12 protein-coding genes are annotated in these 21,311 nt (G+C 71.9%); 8 read left to right on the plus strand and 4 right to left on the minus strand.

The annotated features are described in order from the left end of the window. Positions 1-26 precede the first annotated feature (26 nt). The 4 genes from SYV04_RS08625 to SYV04_RS08640 are packed head-to-tail and all read left to right on the plus strand — an operon-like array spanning position 27 to position 5,907. The gene (locus SYV04_RS08625) at positions 27-1,640 is read left to right on the plus strand and encodes a sigma-54 dependent transcriptional regulator (protein ID WP_321545166.1); all 1,614 of its coding nucleotides are present in this window, start codon (positions 27-29) and stop codon (positions 1,638-1,640) included. A gap of 12 nt (positions 1,641-1,652) precedes the next feature. Next, on the plus strand, positions 1,653-3,830 hold the full coding sequence (locus SYV04_RS08630; protein WP_321545167.1) for a sensor histidine kinase: 2,178 nt from the start codon (positions 1,653-1,655) through the stop codon (positions 3,828-3,830). After that, positions 3,827-4,327 carry a response regulator gene (locus SYV04_RS08635; RefSeq protein ID WP_321545168.1) on the plus strand — a complete coding sequence of 167 codons (501 nt, stop codon included), beginning with the start codon at positions 3,827-3,829 and terminating at the stop codon, positions 4,325-4,327. The genes SYV04_RS08630 and SYV04_RS08635 overlap by 4 nt, the downstream gene beginning before the upstream one ends. A gap of 35 nt (positions 4,328-4,362) precedes the next feature. Further along, positions 4,363-5,907, plus strand: coding sequence for a PAS domain-containing sensor histidine kinase (locus SYV04_RS08640; RefSeq protein WP_321545169.1), 1,545 nt, complete (start codon positions 4,363-4,365; stop codon positions 5,905-5,907). Here the strand turns inward: SYV04_RS08640 and SYV04_RS08645 are convergent. Together SYV04_RS08645 and SYV04_RS08650 are read right to left on the minus strand one after the other, a co-directional pair. Beyond that, entirely contained in the window at positions 5,897-7,939 is a 2,043-nt protein-coding gene (locus SYV04_RS08645) for a M3 family metallopeptidase (RefSeq protein ID WP_321545170.1), read from the minus strand. The two genes, SYV04_RS08640 and SYV04_RS08645, sit on opposite strands and share 11 nt — an antisense overlap. 115 nt (positions 7,940-8,054) lie before the next feature. Further along, positions 8,055-8,660, minus strand: coding sequence for a DUF2267 domain-containing protein (locus SYV04_RS08650; RefSeq protein ID WP_321545171.1), 606 nt, complete (start codon positions 8,658-8,660; stop codon positions 8,055-8,057). 135 nt (positions 8,661-8,795) lie between these two features. Here SYV04_RS08650 and SYV04_RS08655 point away from each other — a divergent pair, with 135 nt between their 5' ends. Next, complete coding sequence (locus SYV04_RS08655; protein WP_321545172.1) at positions 8,796-9,749, plus strand: zinc-dependent alcohol dehydrogenase family protein; 954 nt, start codon at positions 8,796-8,798, stop codon at positions 9,747-9,749. Between the two features lie 24 nt (positions 9,750-9,773). Here SYV04_RS08655 and SYV04_RS08660 read toward each other — a convergent pair whose 3' ends face one another. Then, the gene (locus tag SYV04_RS08660; protein ID WP_321545173.1) at positions 9,774-10,916 is read right to left on the minus strand and encodes a glycerophosphodiester phosphodiesterase; all 1,143 of its coding nucleotides are present in this window, start codon (positions 10,914-10,916) and stop codon (positions 9,774-9,776) included. A gap of 115 nt (positions 10,917-11,031) precedes the next feature. Next, positions 11,032-11,415, minus strand: a complete 384-nt coding sequence (locus tag SYV04_RS08665) for a hypothetical protein (protein ID WP_321545174.1) — start codon at positions 11,413-11,415, stop codon at positions 11,032-11,034. 174 nt (positions 11,416-11,589) lie between these two features. Between SYV04_RS08665 and SYV04_RS08670 the strand changes: the two genes are divergently transcribed. The 3 genes from SYV04_RS08670 to SYV04_RS08680 all read left to right on the plus strand — a co-directional run bounded on the left by SYV04_RS08670 (position 11,590) and on the right by SYV04_RS08680 (position 20,952). Further along, on the plus strand, positions 11,590-12,423 hold the full coding sequence (locus SYV04_RS08670) for a Uma2 family endonuclease (protein WP_321545175.1): 834 nt from the start codon (positions 11,590-11,592) through the stop codon (positions 12,421-12,423). A gap of 139 nt (positions 12,424-12,562) precedes the next feature. Further along, a complete protein-coding gene (locus SYV04_RS08675) occupies positions 12,563-19,114 on the plus strand; it encodes a HEAT repeat domain-containing protein (RefSeq protein WP_321545176.1) in 6,552 nt (2,183 codons plus the stop codon). Continuing rightward, on the plus strand, positions 19,111-20,952 hold the full coding sequence (locus tag SYV04_RS08680; protein ID WP_321545177.1) for an SWIM zinc finger family protein: 1,842 nt from the start codon (positions 19,111-19,113) through the stop codon (positions 20,950-20,952). The genes SYV04_RS08675 and SYV04_RS08680 overlap by 4 nt, the downstream gene beginning before the upstream one ends. Positions 20,953-21,311: the final 359 nt, after the last annotated feature.

Genomic DNA, 21,311 nt, shown 5'->3' on the forward strand with positions numbered 1-21,311 from the left:
CGCTACCGCAGGCATTGGGACTCCCCATGCAGCAGAAGATCTCTGATCAGCTGTCCACGACCGCGGAGCGCCCGAGCGGCCGGCAAGCGTCCTCCCCACGCGCCGTGCCAGTCCTGACACTGGTCTCCCATCCCCAGCCCCAGCGCATCGGTGAGCGGCTGCTGCTCGAGACGCTGGCCAACACCGGCAGGACGGCCTCCCTCTCACGCAGTGCGCCGGAGTTCTCCCGCCCCGGCCTTCCCCCGGGCCAGCCCCTGGCGGACCCCTTCCTCAGCCGCACCCCGGTGCAGTTCGCGCCCGGCACGCGCGGGCGCCTGCGGTTGCTCGTCCCGAAGGATGGCACCCCGGTGCGGGTGGCGGAGGAGCCCGCCCGAGGAGCGAGGGAGTTCCTGCCCGAGGAGCTGATCGCCGGCGTGCCGCTCGTGCTCGCCGAGCGCGTGGTGCTGCTGCTCCACCTGACGCGCGTCCCCGAGGCGCCCGTCACGCAGGAGCTGGGCATGGTGGGCCAGAGCGAGAGCCTGCGCCGCGTGCGCGAGGACATCTCCCGCGTGGCCGACCTGGACGTGCCGGTGCTGATCCGCGGCGAGACGGGTACGGGCAAGGAGCTGGTGGCCCGCGCCATCCACCAGCAGAGCCCACGCCGGGAGGGGCCCTTCATCAGCATCAACCTGAGCGCCATTCCCCGGGAGCTGGCCGCCTCCGAGCTCTTTGGCGTACAGCGGGGGGCCTACACGAACGCCATCCAGGACCGCTTGGGCCTCTTCCGCGCCGCCCAAGGGGGCACCCTCTTCCTCGACGAGGTGGGCGAGGCGCCCCCCGAGGTGCAGGTGGCGCTGCTGCGGGTGCTGGAGACGCGGGAGGTGTACCCCGTGGGAGGCAACACCCCGGTGCCCGTCGACGTGCGGCTGCTCACCGCCACGGACGCCAACCTGGAGGAGCGCATCCAGCGCGAGCTCTTCCGCGCGCCCCTGCTGCACCGGCTGGCCGGCTTCGAGATCCGCATGCCCCCCCTGCGCGAGCGCCGCGAGGATATCGGCCCGCTCTTCCTCCACTTCGCCCGCCAGGAGCTGGAGGCCATCGGCGAGGCCCACCGGCTGACGGTCACCGACCCCCGCGCCGAGCCGTGGCTGCCGGCCGCGCTCGCCGTGCGCCTGCTGCGCTACGCCTGGCCCGGCAACGTGCGCCAGCTGCGCAACATCACCCGGCAGCTCATCATCGGCAGCCGAGGCCTGCCCCACCTGCGCATCGGCGATCGGCTGGAGCAGGAGCTGACCGTGGATCCCCAGTCGGCGGGCTCACCGCACATCTCCGGCTTCGAGGACACGGCGGATCCCGATGAGCTGTCCCCTTCGCGGCGCAGGCCCGCGGACGTGGGAGAACAGGAGCTGCTGCAGGCCCTGCGCGCCAGCGCCTGGGACCTGAAGGCGACCTCCGAGCGGCTGAGCATCTCGCGCGCCTCCGTGTACCTGCTCATCGACAAGAGTTCCCTGCTGCGCACCGCGGGGAACTTGAGCCCGGAGGAGATCACCCGCTGCTTCCACGAGTGCCAGGGCAACCTGGACAAGATGGTGCAGCGGCTCGAGGTCTCCCGGCGCGCGCTCCAGCGCCGCGTGCGCGAGCTGGGCCTGGGCGGGCCCTGACGCGTGGCCTCCATGAGACTCCTGGCCCGCCGGCTGCTGCTGCTGCTCGCGACCGCCGCGCCGTTCCTCGCCTGCTGGCTCTTCATCGACGCGTACCTGCTGCCCGCGCGCCTGGTGCCCCAGGTGCTGAACCTGGGCGGGACCTGGAAGGTCCAGGAGGGCGACGCGCCGGGCTGGGAAGCGCCGGAGCTCGACGACACGCGGTGGAGGGAGTTCCAGCTGCCCGGGGGCTACAGCGCCCAGGGCTTCCGGGCGGACCGGGCCTGGGCCCGCAAGCGCTTCGAGCTGCCGCCCGCGCTGCAAGGACAGCCGCTGCTGTTCACCCTGGGCGGTGTGCGCACCGGCCGCGCGACCGTCTTCCTCAACGGCCACGCCGTCGGGCAGACGGATGAGTTCGCCCGGGGACCGAAGGCGGACATCGAGGGGCTGGATGCGTGGAAGGTCGACCCGAGAGACCTACGGCCGGGCGAGAACGTGCTCGCCCTGCGCTTCGAGTGGGCGCTCATCGGAGATGACGGGGTGGTCGACGCGCGGGTGCTGCTCGGAACGTTCGAGCAGCTGACGCCCTACTACCTGCGCGGGAGCGACCTGCGCCGCTTCGTCCAGTCCGGCGCGCTCGTCCTCTTCTTGTTCATGCTGGTGCTGCTGGGCACGTTCCTGCGCCAGGAGGCGGACCCCGCCCGGCGCGCGCTGCAGCGCGCGACCTTCTTCCTGATCGGCGCGGCGGCCTTCTACCTGTGCGTGCTGACGGGGAGCTTTGCCTTCCTGAGTCAGGCCTCCGCGTTCACCTATACGTGCCTCATCAGCTCGGTGACCATCATGGCCTGGGCGCTGCTGGAGTTCTGCGAGCAGTACTGCTTGGAGCGCCCCTCCCGCCTGCGCAAGGTCCACCGCGTCATCTGCGTCGGGGTCCTCCTCACCCTGGCCAGCTCCTACGCCTTCGCCCAGGCGGCCTGGTCACCCACGGTCTACCAGCTCTTCGCCCCGTACCTCTTCTTCCTGCTGCCGTATGTGGTGGTGCTCACCACCCGGGCGCTGATGCGCCGCAAGCGCGCGGCGGATCTCGTCGTCACCGCGACGCTGTTCTGCATCTTCGGCGCCGGCATCATAGACTTGCTCACGGACTTGTACGTGGTGCATGCCCCCCGCCTGTTCGGGCTGGCGGTCGTCAACATGGGGCTCTGCGCGGGAGCCATCCTCATCGCCGACTTCATCCAGCTCAGCTACGTCAACAAGCGGCTCTCGGCGAGCCTGGCGGGCACCAACGTGGAGCTCGGGGAGGCGCTCCGGCGCGCCGAGGACGTCGCCCGCATCAAGGGCGAGCTGCTGGCGAACGTCTCGCACGAGCTGCGCACGCCCCTCAACGCCATCATCAACCTTCCGCAAGGGCTGCTCTCCAGCTTCGTCGAGCAACCCGCGGTCCGCTGCCACGCGTGCGCCGCGGGCTTCGAGCTCGAGGCCGGAGAGTCCGTGGGCCCCGACACCGCGTGTCCGTCCTGCGGGGCCCAGAGCACGCTGGAGGCCACCCCGCTGTGCCGCTTCGACGGGGACCTCGCGGAGGTGCCCCGGCACCTGCGGACCATCTCCCGGAGCGGCACCCACCTCATGCGGCTGATCAACGACGTGCTCGACTTCAGCCACCTCGAGTCGGGCAAGGGGCGGCTGCGCCTGGAGCCGCTGTCCGTCTCCCAGCTCTGGAGCGAGCTGCACGAGACGATGGGCCCCCTGGCGCGCGTCCACGACCTGGAGCTGCGCTTCGCGCCCGTGGACTCCGAGCTGGGCCTGCGGGCCGACCCCATCAAGCTCACGCAGATCCTCGTCAACCTGCTGGGCAACGCCATCAAGTTCTCCCCGCCCGGCGGCACCGTGGAGCTCACCGTGGCGGAGGAGCCCGGCAACCTCGTGTTCTGTGTGCGAGACCAGGGCATCGGCATTGCCCCCGAGCACCACCAGCTCATCTTCGAGAGCTTTCGCCAGGTCGATGGCAGCCACACCCGGAAGTTCGGAGGCTCGGGGCTGGGCTTGTCCATCACCCGGAAGCTGGTCGAGCTGCATCAGGGTAACCTCTGGCTGGAGAGCGCGCTCGGCCAGGGCAGCGCGTTCTTCGTCCGCCTGCCACGGGAAGGCCCCGTGGAAGCCGCGCCAGGAGCTCCCTCCCCTTCGGATCGTCACCCCCGGACCGGTTCATGAAGAAAATCGAGCTGCCCCAGTCCCCCTCGCCCGCGCAGCCCCCCCGGGAGCTGCCCTGGGTGGTGTACGTAGAGGACGAGGAGGACAATTGGATCGTCACCGAGCTGCAGCTTCGCCGGCGCTTTCACCTCGCGTGGGCGAAGGACGACCGGGCCGCCTTTGAGCTGCTACGCCAGCCGCCTCGGCCCCTCCACGCCATCTTGATGGACATCCAGCTGCGGGGCGCGGGCATGGACGGCATCCAGCTCACCCGGGCTCTGCGGGGGATGACTCCGGCGGCGGAGCTTCCGGAGTACGCCCGCGCGCTCACGCCCGTCGTCGCTCCCATCATCTTCGTCACCGCCTACGGCTCCCGGTACTCCGAGGCGGAGTTGCTGGCCGCGGGAGGCAGCAGCGTCATTCCCAAGCCGGTCGACTTCGTGGCGCTGTCGCTGGCGCTCACCAGCGCGCACCTCCAGCGCATCCACGAGAACCTCCAGCCGCTGCCCCGGCCGTAATGACTTCCGCCAAGTCACCGCACCTGGAGACTCCCGTGAGCGAGCGCTCGGGCTACCTGGAAGCCGCCGTGGAAGCCGCCCCCCTGGTCATCATCGGCCTGGGCGAGGCGGGGACGGTGCTGCAGTGGAACGGCGCCGCCGAACAGGTGCTCGGGTGGGCGGCCTCGGAGGTGCTGGGGCAGGTGCCTCCCCCGGCGCTGTGGGGGCCCGACAAGCAGCTGACCCTCGCGCACACGCAGGCGCTTCGGGGCCACACCTGGCGCTCCGTGGAGCTGGAGCTGGAGCGCAGGGACGGCTCCCTCGCCGTGCTGTCCCTGTCCGCCACGCGCGTGCCCCGACAGGAGGGCGGCACCTGGGGTGTCACCTTCATCGCCCAGGACATCACCCTTCAGCAGAACACCCTCGACACCCTGGTGCTCCAGGTGGATCAGCTCCTGCACGCCCACCGGGTGACGCTGGGGCGGCTCCAGAGCTCGGAGCTCAACTTCCGCAGCCTCATCGAACGCTCGCCCGAGGCGGTCGTCATCCGCCAGGGCGGGCGGATCGCCTACGTCAACCCGGCGGGGCTGCGCCTGCTGGGGTATGGGCAGGCTTCCGAGCTGCTCGGGACCGACTGGTCGGCGGTGCTGCCCTCCGAGGAGCGGGGGGCCCCGTCAGCGCTCCCGGGCTCGGCGGCGGCCCGGGAGCAGCGGCTGCGCCGGGCGGATGGGCGAACGGTGTGTACGGAGCTCACCGAGCTGGAGCTGGAGTTCGACGGGCAGCCCTCCACGGTGGTGCTCGCCCGGGACATCACCGAGCGCAAGGAGATGCAGGCGCGCCTGCTCCTGACGGACCGGCTCGTATCGGTGGGCACGCTGGCCACGGGCATCGCCCACGAAATCAACAACCCCATGGCGTATGTGACGGCGAACCTGTCGGAGCTGGCCGCCCAGCTCAACCAGCGGATCAGCGCCCTGGGCTCGCAGGCCCTGACTCGCGTGGAGCTGACGGAGCTGGTGGAGATCGCCTCGGAGGCCCTGGAGGGCGCGGGCCGCGTCAACAAGATCGTCCGGGAGCTGAAGCTCTTCGCCCGAGGCGGGGACGAGCGGCTGGAAGCGGTGGATCTGCACACCGTGGTGAAGAACTCGCTGAAGATCGCCCTGCACGAGCTCAGCCGCCGCGCCCGCATCGTCCTGGAGCTGGAGGAGATTCCCCGCGTGCTGGGCAACGAGTCACGCTTCGGCCAGCTTTGTCTCAACCTGCTGATCAACGCCGGACAGGCGATCGCCCCCGGGGACATCGACCGGAACCGGATCGTCGTCCGCACCCACCAGCGCGGGGATGGGTGGGTGCTGCTCGAGGTCTCCGACACGGGCGTGGGCATCTCCCCGGAGAACCAGCGGCGACTGTTCGACCCTTTCTTCACCACCAAGCCCATCGGAGAAGGTACCGGGCTGGGGCTCTCCATCTGCCATGGCATCGTCAAGCAGCTCGGCGGCACCATCGAGGTCGAGAGCGCGGTGGGGAAAGGCAGCGTGTTCCGGGTCGCCCTGCCCCCACACCGCGCTCGCGTCGCCGAGCACGAAAAGCTCACGGGGTGATGCCGAGCTCCTCGTAGAAGGCGTCGTAGCGCACGGGCCGGCCGAGGAAGTTTTCGAGCAGCGCCGCTGGCTCCTGCGTGGCGCCGGGCGCGAGGACCTCTCGCCGGTAGCGCTGGCCGACCTCGGGGCTCTCGAGCCCGCCCTTCTGGAACGCCGTGAACATGTCCTGCGCGTAGACGCGGGACCAGACGTAGCCGTAGTAGCCCGCGTCATAGCCGCCCATGATGGGCAGGAAGCTCGCCTCCGGGAGCGTGTTCGTGGGCGGCGGCGGCAGCGGCGTGAGCGGGGGCATCAGCTCGAACCACAGCCGGTTCGCGTCGCGCTTGGGTCCGGAGCCGTGGAGCGTCATGTCATACATCGCGAGGAACACCTGGCGCGTCCAGAAGAGCCCGTCCGCGGCGTGCTTGCGCGCGATCAGCTTCTCGATGAGCGCGTCGGGCAAGGGCTGCCCCGTCTCCACGTGGCTCGATACCTTCTTCAGGATGGACGGCTGCCACATCCAGTTCTCGAGCATCTGCGAGGGGGCCTCGACGAAGTCGCCGCGCACGTTCGCGCCATGGAGCGAGGCGTAGGGCGCCGTGGACAACATGGCGTGCATCAGGTGGCCGAACTCGTGGAAGAACTCGATGGCATCCCGGTGGCTGAAGAGGGACGGCTTGCCGGGTTCGCTCGCCGGACCGTTGCCGATGATGGAGGAGATCGACGACCGGTAGTCCCCGCTCGGCAACTGACGCCCCAGGCGCGAGGTGAAGCTGGCGGGGCGCATGAACTTGCCCGAGCGCGGCGCGAGGTCGAGGTAGAAGTGGCCAATGGGCGCTCCGCTCGCGCTGTCGCTCATCGCATACCGCAGCACGCCCGGCGCCCAGGCCTCGGCGGGCTCGATGGCCTCGAACCTCACGCCGAGCAGGTGCTGGTAGATGTCCAGGACGGCGGGGACGACCTTGTCGATGGGGAAGTACTGCCGCAGGGCCTCGGTGTCGATGGCGTGGCGCGTCTGCTCCAGCTGCTCCTGGTAGTACGGGTAGTCCCAGGCGGCGAACGGTGTGGCATCGCCCTGCTCGGCTTTCAGCGCCGCGAGCGCCGCGAGCTCGGCACGTGCTTTCGGCAGCAGCCGGGCATCGACGTCCCTCAGCAGCGCGAGCGCCCGCTCGGGCGTCTTCGCCATCCGCGTGTCGAGCTGGTAGGCCGCCCAGCTGTCGAAGCCCAGCTTGCGCGCGATGCGGTCCCGCAGCGCGACCGCCTCCCGCACCCGCTTCGCGTTCGCCGCGCCACCGATGTGGAAGTAGGCCTGGAGGTAGCGCTTGCGCGCGGCGCCCGAGGCCGTGCTCCTCATGAAGCGCTCGTAGGAGCTGAGCCCGACCGGAACGACATACCCGTTGCCGCGCGCCTTGAGCGTGGCGACGAAGGCGGCAGGCAGCGACGCGGCCTCGGCTTTCGAGAGCGTCACCGTCGCCTGGTCGCTGATGAGCGCCTGCATGTACTCGCTCTGCAGCGTGGTGAGCCTGTCGAACCACCGGGTCACCTCGGCGCGCGCCGCCGCATCGAGGTGGGCTCCCACGCGTCGGCCGGCTTCGCGGTAGACGGTGGCCAGCTGCTTGTCCGCTGGTGTCGTCGCCCGCGCCTGGGCCGCCTGAGCCAGTGCGTAGACCGTGGGACTGGCCGACACCTCGACCGTGAAGGCGGAGACGTCGTCGTTGCACTTCGCCGAGGCCTCGCGCACCGCCTTGTCCGACGAGACGCTCGCGAGGAGCTTCTGCGCCACGAGCGCGTCATGCATGTCGGCGATGGCCGTCTCGACCGAGACGAGGGCCTCGGCGGCCGGCGCCTCCTCCGCGCGCGGTGGGACGAGCGCCTTGACGCGAGCGCGCGCCTTCTGAAGCTCCGCCTTGCAGCTCGAGGCGATGCGCTCCGGCGACAGCTTCCAGTCGATCTCCGCAGGCGCCACGGGTGCGGTGGGCGGCGGGGCAGCGAGGGACACGGACGCGAGCGACACCGCCACGGCCATCAGCGGCGTACGTAGTCTTGCGAGCACGGAAGGACTCCGAAGCAGGACGCGGCAACGGGGACAGCGCGCAGACCGCGACGGTGAGCGCGCCCAGTCTACGGCTGGCCAGAAGCTCCTTGCACGCGACTTGGCCCGCGTGCGGTCAGCTCACCCTCGGGTGTCCGGTCGCCAGCGTCCCCTGCTCCCGCTCTTGCGTGAGCCCCGTCGAGCTGGACAGCTTCGTGTCCCCGTGCGGGTTGTCCGCTCGCGCCACCGAGTGGGTGTGCGCTCGCTCGGGCCGGGCCTCGGACAAGGGGTGGCGGCTGCCGGGACGGCCCTCCGCAAGCGTGCGGCGGCTCGGGTCGAGGTGGACGTGCTCGAAGCGTCGGCCCGTCTCGCGGGGCGTGAAGAGCGCTCCCAGGGACTCGGGCAGCTCCGCGCGCAGCCGGTGCAGCAGCGCGGGCGAGAGCGCCTCCGTCACCACCTGGCAGACGATTCCCGTGTGCTCCAGGGCGAACCCTGGCCGGACTCCCTCCCGGCGCGCGACACGCCCGTAGAACTCCACGAGGTCGAAGTCCTGAGCGGGCCCCACGCTGCGCAGGCTCTGGGACAGCGGCGCGGGCAGCTCCTCCGCCAGGGACTGGAGGGCTGACCTGCTCAACCGCTCGCGGAGGACTCCGAGCACCGCGCGAACGGTGCGCTCCGCCTCCTCCATGCCCGCCAACCCGGAGCGCTCGGCCACCTGGGACAGGAGTTCTTCGTGGGTCATCGCGGCGTCCCTCCTTCCCTCGAGTTTGTGCATGCGACTTTCGCCTCGCAGACGGGCGCTCCATGCGTCGGGCCCTGGACGCTCGCTCCCCTCCGCGCTTGTTGTGGTGGGCCCGTGCGCGCTACTGCCGCACCCATGAAAGCCATGGTCCTTCCCCGCTTCGGCGGGCCCGAGCTGTTCGAAGTCCGCGACATCCCCACGCCCACCCCCGGCCCGGGTCAGGTGCTCGTGCGCGTCATCGCCTCGGGCACCAACCCGGTCGACGCCAAGCTGCGCCAGGATGGTTCCTGGGCAGGGCTGCAGACACCGGTCGTCATCGGCTACGACGCCTCGGGCGTCATCGAGCAGGTGGGCCCCGGCGTCACCGACTTCAAGCCGGGAGACGAGGTCTTCTACACCCCCGAAATCTTCCACAACCCCCACGGCACCTATGCCGAGCTGAACCTCGTGCCCGCCAGCATCATCGCGCGCAAGCCCGCGAGCCTCTCCCACGAGGAGGCGGCCGCCGTGCCGCTGGCCGCCGGCACCGCCTGGGACGCGCTCGTGCGCCGGCTCCAGGTGCGGGTCGGAGAAACTGTCCTCATCCACGGGGGCGCCGGAGGCGTGGGCTCGTTCGCCGTGCAGATCGCCAAGGCCCTGGGCGCGCGGGTGCTCGCCACCTCCGGCCCCGACAACCTGGAGACGCTGCGCAAGCTCGGCGCCGACGTCGCCATCAACTACCGGGGCGAGGAGCCCGCCCAGGTGGCCCTCCGGGAGACGGGCGGCCAGGGTGTGGACGCCGTCTTCGACACGGTGGGCCAGAACGTCATCCCCAGCATCCCCGCCACCCGGCCCTTCGGGCGCATCGCCACCATCCTGGGCTTCAGCGGAGATGTGAGCGCCTTCTACCCGCGCAACCTGACGCTGCACGGGGTGTTCCTCACGCGCGAGCGGCGCCGGCTCGAGGAGCTGACGCCCCTGCTCGAGCGCAAGCAGGTGCGGCCCCTCGTCGAGCGCGTGCTGCCGCTCGACAAGGTGGCCGAGGCCCACCGCCAGCTCGACTCGGGCCACGGACGCGGAAAGCTGGTGCTGTCCGTGGGCCGCAAGTAGCGGGGGCCCGGCTTCGGGGACGGCTCAGTCCTCCTTGAAGCCATCCACCGCCCGACGGCCCACCGCCGGGTCGTCGGTGAAGAAGCCGTCGAGGCCGGCCTCGAGGTACTTCTGGATCTCGGTGACCGAACCGGCCTCACTGCGCGTGCTCTCCGCCCCCTCCGCCTTGAGCGGCGCGGGCAGGAAGGCGTTCTCCGGACGGAAGGTCCACGAGTGGACCACCAGGTCGTTGTCGTGGGCGATGCGAATCACGTCGGTCGGCGTCTGGAACGCTCCGGCGGCGTCCACGCTGATGAGGTTGAGCTTGTAGGGGCTGACGCCGTCGGCGTAGGTGGCGATCTCCTTGATGCCCGCCTCGGTCAGCAAGTCCCGGTAGATGCGCGAGTCGCCGGCCTTGACCAGGTCGTAGGGCGCCTTCTCCGCCGCGTCGATCAACTGCATCAGCTTCCAGTTGTCCTGGGAGGAGCCGATCTTCTCCCGGATGTACTTCAGGTTCGTGGTCTCGAAGGACTGGATGTACACCGAGGCCTCGCTCTTGCTGAAGTCGTTCGCCTGCAGCTCGGTGATGAGCCGGTCCTCCAGCGCCAGGTTGATGCCCTGGAAGTAGGTCGGGTGCTTGGTCTCCGGGGCGATGTGGATCGTCCGGCCGGTCGAGTCGGACAGCTCCTTGGCCAGGTTGATGACCTCGGCGAGCGTGGGGATCTCGAACTGGTCATTGTACTGCACGTTGCCCGGGCGCTGCGCCGGGATGCGCTCACGCGCCCGGAGCTCCTTGAGCTCGGCCAGCGTGAAGTCCTCGGTGAACCAGCCGGTGACCGACACCCCGTCGATCATCTTGGTGGCCTTGCGGCCCTCGAACTTCGCCAACGTCGACACGTTCGTGGTGCCGGAGATCTCGTTCTCGTGACGGGCCACGAGCACGCCGTCCTTCGTCGGCACGAGGTCCGGCTCGATGACGTCCGCGCCGTCCTCGACTGCCTTGCGGTAGGACGCCAGCGTGTGCTCGGGGCGCAGCGCGCTGGCGCCGCGGTGGCCGATCACCATCACCTTGTCCTCCTCACCGCAGCCGATCAGGGTGAGGGAGCTCCCCGCCACGAGCGGCAGCACGGCGGACAGGCGGAGGAAGCGGGTGAGCGACGAACGGCGCGAGGGGGATGATACGTGCAAGAGAGACTCCTTGGGTGTGACGAAGGGGGTTCCCGGAAAGGCCGGGGGCGTAGCAAGTGCGTCTGACACCACGGTGACGCCCGGGGAAACTTCCGGTCAAGACGCAGGGCGTCGGCTACCCCTTGGGCGCTCCGGACGGGCTGCCCTTGCGCATGAGAGTGAAGAGGGTGGCGATGCCATGGAAGAGGCCGGCGAGGAGGAGTGCGCAGAGCGGCACGGTGTACATGGGCACGGAGCCGATGAAGCCGATCGACACGCCGGGGGCGGAGTACTGCTCCACCAGGATGATGTGCGCGATGTACTCGGCGATGCGCCCGCCCGGGAAGGCCAGGGCGAAGAGGCCCCCCAGCAGCAGGCCCTTGCGCGCGGAGGGCAGCGGCGCGCGGAGCACCCGCGCCATCAACAGGCCGAACACGATCGCCGCGAGCGCGATGGAGAGGGCGATGGTGGGGTTGTCGAGGTCCCCGCCCATGTCCGCATTGACTAGAGGGAAGTCCATGGAACTCCACAACCGGGGTAATCGGGGGAAGCCGAAGTTGAGCCGTTGGCGCTCGGACCGTCAACCGCCAGCATGAGCGTGACGCCTGGCCTGACGTTACGACGGCCACTGGACGCATGGGCACTGCCACCTCTTGGTGCGCTCCACGCGAGGGCTTAGGCTCCTTGTAGCACCATGCCCGTTACTCCCTACAGCATCGACCCGGACGACCCCCGTGCGCCGCCTCAGGAGGTATGGGAGCGGATGACGCCCGAGGAGCGGGCTCGCATCGTCGCCAGCCTGCCCTCCGAGTTTCCCGTCTCCGAGGCTTCGCCTCCCGAAGGCGACCCGCACTTCGAGGCCAAGGCGCGCACGCGAGAGGTGCTGGGGAGCTTCTTCTCCCGCATCGGCCGGAAGGTGTACCTGGCGTGTGAGCTCCCCATCTACTACCCGGGTGAGCCCATGTTCGCCCCGGATGTCATCGCCGTGGTGGATGTGGAGACGCACTCCCGCATGCGCTGGGTGGTGAGCGCCGAGGGCAAGGGGATCGACCTCGCCCTGGAGGTCCATGTCGCGGGCGAGCGGCGCAAGGACCTGGAGAAGAACGTGGAGCGCTACGCGCGGATGGGCATCCGCGAGTACTTCCTGTTCGACCGTGGGCGCTTGCGGCTGTTGGGCTGGCGCCTGGATGAGGCGCGGCGCAGCTACCGCCCCGTCCTGCCGCAGCATGGGTTCTATACCTCGGAGGTGCTGGGGCTGGAGCTGCAACTCGAGGGGGAAAAGCTGCGCTTCTACCACGGCCGGGCGCCGCTGCCCGAGGCGGACGAGATGATCGTCACCCTGGAGCGGATGGTGGAGGGCGTGGAACAGCGCCGTGCGGAGCTCGAACAGCAGCTCGCCGAAGAAGCCCGGCTGCGCACCGAGGAAGCCCGGCTGCGCGCTGAGGAGACCCAGCGCCGTGAAGAAGCTGAACGCCGGCTGGCCGAGGCACTCTCGGAGCTGGAGCGGCTGCGCGGCGGCCGAAGCTGAGGCCTGACGGGCACCCGGGGTGAGCGGGTCGTCCAGTGCCCCGGCGGAGTGACCGCGCTTCTGGACGCAGCAATCCTCCGCACCCTGGCGGCCGCCGAAGTATCATGCCGGCCACTTCGACGGACCTGCCTGGAGCGTCATGGCCACCCTCGCCATCGGCAACATCGAGAAGGTACGTGCCCTCGCGGCCAACGGTCGTGTGCTCCTGCTGGGCGGTGCGCGCGCCGCCAGCGCCAGCCGGCTCACCGCGTACGACTTCTCCTCTAATAAGGTGTTGTGGAGCGTGGAGCTGCCCTCCGCCGTGCTCGCCCTGGCGCTCGCTGGAGAGCGCTGGGTGGCGGCCGGGGCCGACGGCACCGTGCGCGTGGGCACCCTGGGCGAGGGCAAGCTGGAGCGCGAGCTGTCTGGCGCACACCCAGGTGGCTGCACCGGCCTGGCGCTCAGCCCGGACGGGCAGCGGCTCTACACCGTGGGCGTGGATGGCGCCCTGCGCGGCTGGGCGCTGGACTCGGGCAAGAAGCTCCACGAGTGGCAGGCCTCCCCGCAGCCCCTGCGCGCCGTGGCGGTGGACCCGGGCCATACCTTCGCCGCGTGCGCTGGCGATGACGGCGTGGTGCGCTCCTTCACTCTGGCCACCGGCGCCCGGCGCGACATGGCGGGCCACGAGGGAGCCGTGCGCGCCCTGGCCTTCACCCCTCGCGATGGGCGGCTCGCCTCCGCGGGCGATGATGGCCGCATCCGCATCTGGTACCTCGTCGGCGCCGTCGAGTTCGAGGTGCGCGGCGACAAGGACTCCGGACACGCCGGGCCGGTGCTGGCGCTCCTCTTCCCTCCCACTCCCACGACCGAGCCCAGCGCCGAGCCGAGCGATCGCTTCTGGACCGCCGGCGCCGATGGCAAGGTGAAGGTGTGGCGCCTGGACGAGCGCCGCAAGCCGCGCACCCTCGACTGTGGCAGCAAGCCGCTGCACGCGCTCGCCTTCGCGCCTCCGCCCAACGCGCGGCAGGCCAAGGTGATGCTCGGCCACCTCTTCACCGGTGGCGACGAGCGCCGCGTGTACCGCTTCACCGCGGAGCCGGACGGCAAGCCCGGAGAGGAGCAGCACGACTACGCCCACGGCTTCGACGCGCTCACCGAGGCGCTGGGCGCGGGCCGCCCCAAGCGCGAGGCCGCCGTGCGCGAGGCCGCCGCCCTGGAGGAGCCCGAGGCGCTGGACTTCGTCCTCAAGGTGCTCTCCACGGACCGCGAGGCGGAGGTGCGCAAGCTGGCCGCCTCCGAGCTGGCCACCCACCGCCGCGTGAGCGCGCGCCCCAAGCTGCGCGAGCGGCTGGATGACGACCACCCCTCCGTCCGCCTCTCCGCGCTGGAGGCGCTCACCCAGCTGGAGGAGTCTCCCCTGTCCGCGCCGCGCAGCGCGCTCGACTCGCGCTTCGCGGACGTGCGCACCCAGGGCCTGCGGCGGCTCGCCCGGCTCGCGGGCACCTCGCCGCTGGTGCCGGGCCTCATCGCCGGCAAGCTCACGGATGGCGACGCCAACGTGGGCCTCGCCGCGCTGGATGCCCTCACCGAGGCCTCCCCTTCCGGCGGCACCGAGTCACTGAAGACGGCCTTCGAGCGCGGCCCCGCGCATATAAAGGTAGAGGTGCTCATCCGCGCCGCCAGCGCGGGGCAGCTCGGCGCCGCGCAGCTCCAGCCGCTGGTGGCCCGCGCGCTGGACGACGCGGACGCGGACGTGCGCCGCGTGGCCTTCACCGTGCGCGTGCTGGAGCGCCAGCCGCTCGCCCAGGTGCTGGAGAAGAAGGACGAGGACTTCGGCCTCGCCGTGCGCGATGTGGCCCGCAGGATGGCGCTGTCCGCCCGGCGCCTGAGCCCCGAGGGCCAGGCGGGGAAGTTCACCACCGAGGGCGAGGTGACGGCGGCCCGCGACAAGCTCCTCCGGGAGAAGCTGCTCGGCCCGGCCACCTCCGGGGCGACGCCCACCGAGGCCGACCTGGAGCCGCTGCTGGCCGCCATGGCCTGCCGCACGCCCGACACGGCGGTGCGCGGTGCCCGGGGGCTGGCGCAGCTCGGAGACACCCGGGCTCTGGGCGCTCTGTTGCAGCTCTCGCGCGAGGCGGAGGCTCCCATCCGCCGACAGGCGGCCACCGCGCTCCAGGCGTTGCAGGATGCGCGCGCCCGCGAGCGGCTGGTGTGGATGCTGGATGACGCGGACGCGGACGTGCGGGCCTCGGCGCTGGAGGCCGTGGTGGCGCTGGACGCGGACACGCCGCTGTCCAGCGCGGAGGCCGCGCTGCGCTCGGGCTTCGAGGACGTGCGCGTGCGCGGCCTGGACCGGCTGGTGAAGCTGGGCGCGGAGGGCAAGCGGCCCGAGGGCGCGGAGACGCTGCTCGGCGATGCGCTGGAGGACGAGGGCGCCAAGGTGCGCGGCGAGGCCTTCCGCACCCTGTGGGCCTGGAACGAGAAGCAGCCGCAGAAGGCGCTGGACCGCGCCCTGGCCGGCCGCTTCCCGGACCTGCGCCTGCGCGCCGTGGAGGAACTGACCTCGCGCCTCAAGGAGGACTGGGCGCTGGAGCGGCTGAAGGGGGCCGTGCAGGACCGCGACGCGGGCGTGGCCACCGCCGCCTACGAGGCGTGGGTGAAGCACGCCGGCAAGGAGAAAGCCGAGCCCCACCTCGCGGCGCTGGACACGGCGCACGCCTCGCTCCGGGCCCTGGCGGCGAAGAACGCCGTCCACGCTCCCGTCGAGGCGCTGCGCTCGCCGCTGCTCAAGCTCATCCAGGACGAGGAGCCTTCCGTCCACCTGCAGGCGCTGGAGTCGCTCGACAAGCTCGTCCCCAACGAGAACGGCCCGCTGCTGGCCGGCCTGCTCTCCGCCGCCCTGCCCCTCAAGGTGCGCGCCGCGGAGCTGCTCGCCGCGCGCGGCGCCGAGGACATCATCGAGCCCATGCGGGTGCTCCTCACCGATAAGGAGCTGGAGCGCCGCTACCCGCCTCCGCTCCTCAACCCGCTGCGGGCCCGCGCCGCCAGCGCGCTGGCCACGCTGGGCTCTCGCCGGCTGCTCTCCTTCCACGCCACCACGCTGCTCAAGCACGAGCAGAGCGAGGTGCGCGAGCAGGGCGGCCGGGGCCTCGCCACCGCCAGCCGCCGTGGGGACGAGGGCTACCTGCTGGATGCGCTCGGCCACGCGGACGTGGCGGTGCGCTCCTGGGCCGCCGATGGCCTGTCGCGCCTCGGGGATGCGCGCGCGCTGCCCGTGCTCACCGGCACGCTGCGCCATGACCACCTGCCCATCCGCCTGGGCGCCATCCTCTCCTTCGCCGCGCTCGGTGCCGAGGGCGAGGGCGGCATGCTCCACGGCCTGGAGGACCGCGCTCGCGAGGTGCAGGAGATGGTGTTCGCCATCATCCTCGCTCGGGACCTGCGCGCCTCGCGCCGGGGAGAGCCTCCCGACTTGCTGATCAGCGCCCTGTCCAGCGCCCGGCCCGAGGTGCGCTACGCCGCCGCGCGCGCGCTGGAGCTGCGGGCCGACCCCGCCGCGTACCAGGCCCACCTGGTGGAGGCGCTGCTGCCCCCCAAGCCGGAGAAGGCCGGGGACATGAAGGAGTGGCCCGCCGAGGACGAGCGCGCCCGCCGCATGGTGGGGCTGGCCGAGGCGCTCGCCAGCGACGTGTCCGAGCAGCGCTACGCGGCCGCCCAGGTGCTCAACCTGCGCCACAAGCCGCTGGACTACTTCCGCGAGGCCCAGAAGGTGGCCCGCCCCCGCTCGCTGGAGGCACCGTGGAAGCCGGAGACCACGCCCAAGCCCGGCCCGGAGAAGCCCGCCAAGAGCTGGCTGCGGCGCCTGTTCGCCACCGGCAAGGAGGCCGCGCCCTCGCCCGAGGCGCTGGCCTCCGCCGAGCGTCAGCACCTGCGCCGGCTCGCCTTCGGCGCCTACGTGGGCCTGCTGCGGCAGGTGTCCGCTGGGGATGACGAGGGCCACCGCGTGCGCCGTGACGCCGTGGACCGCGTGGTGAAGCTCACCCAGGAGGGCTTCGCCGGACAGCCCGCCGCCGTGGCCGCGCTCCTGCGAGCCCTGGAGGATCCGCACCAGTTGGTGCGCAAGGCCGCGCTCGCGGGCCTCAAGGAGCTGTACCCCGCCGGCTCGGACGAGCCGCTGTCCCTGGCCCTCGCCTCGCTCGCGCCGGACGTGGCCCGCGCGGCGCTGGAGGAGCTGGCCGCGCGGGGAGATTCCTCCCGGCCGCGCATCACCGCCGCGCTCAACTCGCCGCTGGCGGACGTGCGCAAGTACGCCTTCGAGCTGCTGGAGAAGCTCAGCCCCGCCGGCAGCCTGGAGCCGCTGCTGGCCGCGCTCTCCAGCGAGCACGCGGACCTGCGCATCGGCGTAATCGAGCGGCTGGCCGGCGCCAATGACTCGCGCGTCACCGAGGCGCTGGGCCGTGCCATGGCCAGCGAGCACGAGGACCTGCGGATGCGCGCCTCGGAGCTGCTCGCCTGGCGCAAGGATGACCGTGCCGTGGAGGTGCTCGGCACCTTCCTGCGCTCGGAGAATGCCGCCAACGCCAAGCGCGCCATGGAGGCGCTGTCCCGACTGTCCTCCCCCGCCGCCGTGGCCGCGCTTGCCAGCCGGCTGCGTACCGCGACGGCCCTGGAGGAGCGCACCCAGCTCGTGAAGGCGCTGGGCCGCACCCGCAACCCCGAAGCGGTGGAGGTGCTGGCGCGGCAGGTGTTGGAGGACGAAGCCCCGAGCGTGCGTCTGGCCTGCATCGCCGCCGCCATGGAGGTGGCGGACCGAGACGTGAAGCCACTGCCCGATGGCACCCCGGACCTGAAGAAGCGGGACGCCGCGTTGGCGGTGCGTTTCCTGAGCTCCGCCGCGCGCTCTGCGGACGCCGCCGTCCGGGTGGCCATTCCCCGCGAGCTGGAGCACGGCGCCGACGCCGGACAGGACGCGCTGCTCCTGAGCCTCTTCGCGGACCGGGACGTGACGGTGCGCCGGGAGGCGGTGGCCCGCTACGCCCAGCGCGTCGTCCACCAGGGCGCGAAGGTGGAGCCCCTCGAGGAGGTGCTGCGCGCGGGTGCCCGCGAGCTGATGCTGCCCGCCGCCGAGGCCGCTGCCTTCAAGCGGCTCCCCAGTGCGCTGCGCCCGCTGCTGCTGTACTCGCGCGCCGGCGAGGTGGGCGAACGCGAGCGGGCGCTGCTGGCGCTCGGCTCGCTGGGAGACGCCCGCGCGCTGGCCGAGCTGGAGACGGTGGCCGCCGGAGGAACACCCGAGGCTCCCTCCGAGCCAAGCATGGTGGTGGCCGCCATCGAGGGCCTGGGCCGGCTGGCCGCGAAGCTCCCCGAGGGCGAGGACCGCAAGCGCATCGAGGAGAAGGTGGAGGCCGCCGCGACCGAGTCGGAAGCCCACGAGCAGCAGCAGGCCGGCGTGCGCGGGCTGCGCTACATCGGCGGCGAGCGGGCGCGGGTGAAGATCGAAGCGCTGCTCACCGACGACGACGCCTCCAGCCTCGTGCGCACCACCGCCGCGACCGAGCTGGGCAAGCTGGGCGATGGGGAGTCCGAGGCCGCCCTGGCCTCGGTGCTCGACCACTACGACTTCGGGCTGCGCAAGGAGGCCCGCAAGGCGCTGGACGCGCTCTTCCCGAAGGACCGGGTGCGGGTGGAGTTCCTCGCCGTGGCGAGCCGGTTCGCGGACATCTCCCAGCCGGCGGCCACCTACCTCGCGGACGAGGCCGAGCCCTCGCAGCTCGTCCCCCGACTGGCCACGCTTAAGGACGAGGCGCTGCGTCGGCGGATCCGCCGGGGAATCATTCGCCGAGGCACCCTGCCCATCGCCGAGCTGGTCACGCTGCTCGCCCACGAGCAGCCCCTGGCCCGCGAGGAGGCCGCCCTCGTCATCGGCTCATGGACTGGAGAGCCACGCGCACCGCTGCCTGCCTCGGACACGGCGAAGCTCGCCGGAGCGGTGGCGGCCGCCGAGCGCCGCACCTCCTCCGAGTGGGCCGCGGCGCCGGGGCCGAAGCGGCCTCCGTTGTCCCTCGCGTGGCAGCGGCTGCTGTGGGCAGGCTCCCGGCTGGGTGTCGCGGAGCTGGCCACGGGGGCTCGCGCCATCCTCCAAGGCGGCGAGGCCGGAGCTCCGGCGGAGGTTCGCCAGGAGGCGGCCCGCGCGCTGGGTACGCTGGGCACGGCGCAGGCGGGAGCCAAGGCCGTGCTCTCCGCCGAGAAGGAGCGCGCCAGCGCGGCCGAGGCGCTCCGCACGCGGCTGTCAGACCCAGACGCCCGGGTGCGCGCCGCCGCGGCGGACTCCCTGGCGCGGCTGGCCCCGGAGCGCGCCGAGTGGGCGCTGGCGGTCAAGCCGTTCGACCCCGTGGCCGTGGGCCCCATGGCCGCGGGGCTGCGCGCCCCCGAGCCGCTGAAGTCCTCCGAGGGACGCCGAGCGGCGCTGCCCGGCGTCATCGCCGAGCACCAGCTCGCGCCGCTGCGCCCGCTGGCCACCGGAGGCTCGACCGAGGTGAAGCAGGACGCCTGGGCCGCGCTGGGACGCCTGGGTGGAGATGACGCGGCGGAGCTGCTGCGCGGCCTCGCCTTCGACAAGGGCCAGTCGGAAGAGCTGCGCAAGGCGGCCTACCGCGCCCACAAACGAGCACGCCGGGCCGCCGAGCGCGCCCGGAAGGAAGGAACCCCGTCGTGACGACCGCCGCCCCCCGTCACCCCGTCGAGCTGCGCTACGCCACCGCGAGCGAGGTGGAGGCCCGCGCCGAGGCCTCGCGCGTGCTGCTGGCCCTGGAGGGCTCTCGCGGCACCGTGGGCCTGCGCGGCCGGGTGCGCGAGCCCGCCCTCTTCCGTGACGCCCTGGCCGCCACCCTCGGGGTGCTCGCCAGCGACCTGCGCTACCGGGGCCGGGACCGCACCGCGTACCTCGCCTACCTCATGAAGCAGGGCAAGCGCGCCACCGCGCAGATCTGGGAGGCGCAGAAGGCGTTCCTGGACGCCTCGCTCCAGAGCGAGGAGCAGAAGGACACGGTGCTGGACCCCGTGCTCACGGTGGATCCGGATCAGGTGTCCCTGGAGGTCTTCTCCCGAGACGAGAGCGCCTACGCGCGCCTGGCCTTCGACAACAGCCTGTTCGACGGGCGCGAGGTGGCGCACGGCTCCACCTTCCTGGACGTGCCAGCGGACCTGCTCGCCAAGGTGGACCGGCTGCGCACCTACGTGCCGCTGTCTCTGGAGGCGCACGTGGCGCTGCCCGCGCAGCAGGCCCGGGCCCCGCGCAACGTGGAGGTGCCTCACGCGTGGCTGCGCGGCTTCCTCCAGGTGCAGTCGGCGGCCACGCTGCCGGCGAACACCTGCACGCTGGCCCCCATCGACCTGTACAACCTGCTCTTCGCCCTGCGCACCCGGAAGGCGAAGAAGGCCCCGCGCGCGTTGCGCTTCGAGCTGGTGCCCGGCGCCCCGCCGCGCATGGTGGTGGAGCCTTGGGAGCTGGTGCTGGAGTGCCACGCCTCGGTGTACACGGGCACCACGCCGGCGGTGGTGCGCACCTTCGGCCGGCAGCGGCTGTCGGCCCTGGCGCGCCTGCTGCCCCACGCGCAGAGCGTGCGGGTGCAATTGCTGGGCGCGGGCCTGCCGGTGTTCTGGGTGGTGGACATGGGCGCGGCCACGCTGACGCTGGCGCTCACCGGGTGGACGGAGAGCGGCTGGTCCAGCGCGGCGGCCTTCGACGTGCTCATGCCGCGCGCGGTGCCGGAGGGGCTCTCGGAGCGGCTGCGCAACCGCCTGCGCGCCGAAGGTCCCCTCTCCTTCGAGACGCTGGTGGCGGGCGCGGGAGCTCCCAAGGACGCGGTGCGCGCGGCGTTGCAGCTCGAGTGCCTGCGCGGGCGCATCCTCTATGACATCGCCCGGGGCGCGTACCGGCCGCGCGAGCTGATGGCCACGCCGGTGGACGAGGCCGTCATCCGCTACGGCAGCGAGCGCGAGGCACGGGCGCACCGGCTGCTGGGCGACGGCGGGGCAGGCGCGGGCGAAGTCAAAGTCACCAAGGTGCATGAGGTGGTGGGCGAAGGCACGCGCATCCACGGCGAGGTGGTGGACCGGGAGGCGGTGCGCAGCTTCTTCCCCGTCTTCACGCTGGACCTGGAGGGCCGGGTAAAGGAGGCGAGCTGCGGCTGCCCGCACTTCCGCCGCTCGGGGATGCGCGAGGGCCCGTGCGAGCACATGATGGCGCTGCGGCTGGCGTACGCGCGGCGGCGCGCGGAGGAAGAGGCGCTGCGGCAGACGCCGGAGGGCCGTCAGCTCATCCGCGCGGAGACACGGGCGTACGTGCGGCGTGAGGCCACCGGGCAGGAGCAGGTGTACCGCGTCTCCCTGGACGGCAAGGTGGTGGCGGTGGAGTGGGGCCCGCGCCTGGGCGAGCCGCGCCGCCAGAAGCTGTGGTTCGACTCGGATGCCGAGGCGCGCGGGGCCTATTTCGCGCGCCTGGAGGCGTTGGCCTCTGAGGGATACATCGACGCGGCTTCGCTGCTGGTGTAGAAAACCGGATTATCTGGCCGCTTGCCCCACGGCCGACCAAGGCGGGTGCGACAGGACAAAGACTTCACAGCGAGCGATTGAGAGAGGTCCTAAAAGTATCAGCCTCAGCGCCTCGAGCGCGGGAGCGGCGTTGCGCCGCTCTGGAAGCAATGCAGGACACTCTCCGCAAGGTAGCCTGTTCTTGGCTCTCTTCCTACGGCCGTACTGCTAGCGCGCCAGGGAGCTGAACCAACGACGCAACCGCCGTTTCCCTAGCGCGCTAGCAGTACGGCCGTAGGGAGAGCCGGTGAGGCTACCGTGCCCCAGGTGAGCAGGTGGTGCCTTCAGGGCCTCTCTCGACCGCTCGCGCCTGTCGCCCC

It is taken from the genome of Hyalangium ruber (genome assembly GCF_034259325.1).
GTDB classification, from domain to species: Bacteria; Myxococcota; Myxococcia; order Myxococcales; family Myxococcaceae; genus Hyalangium_A; species Hyalangium_A rubrum.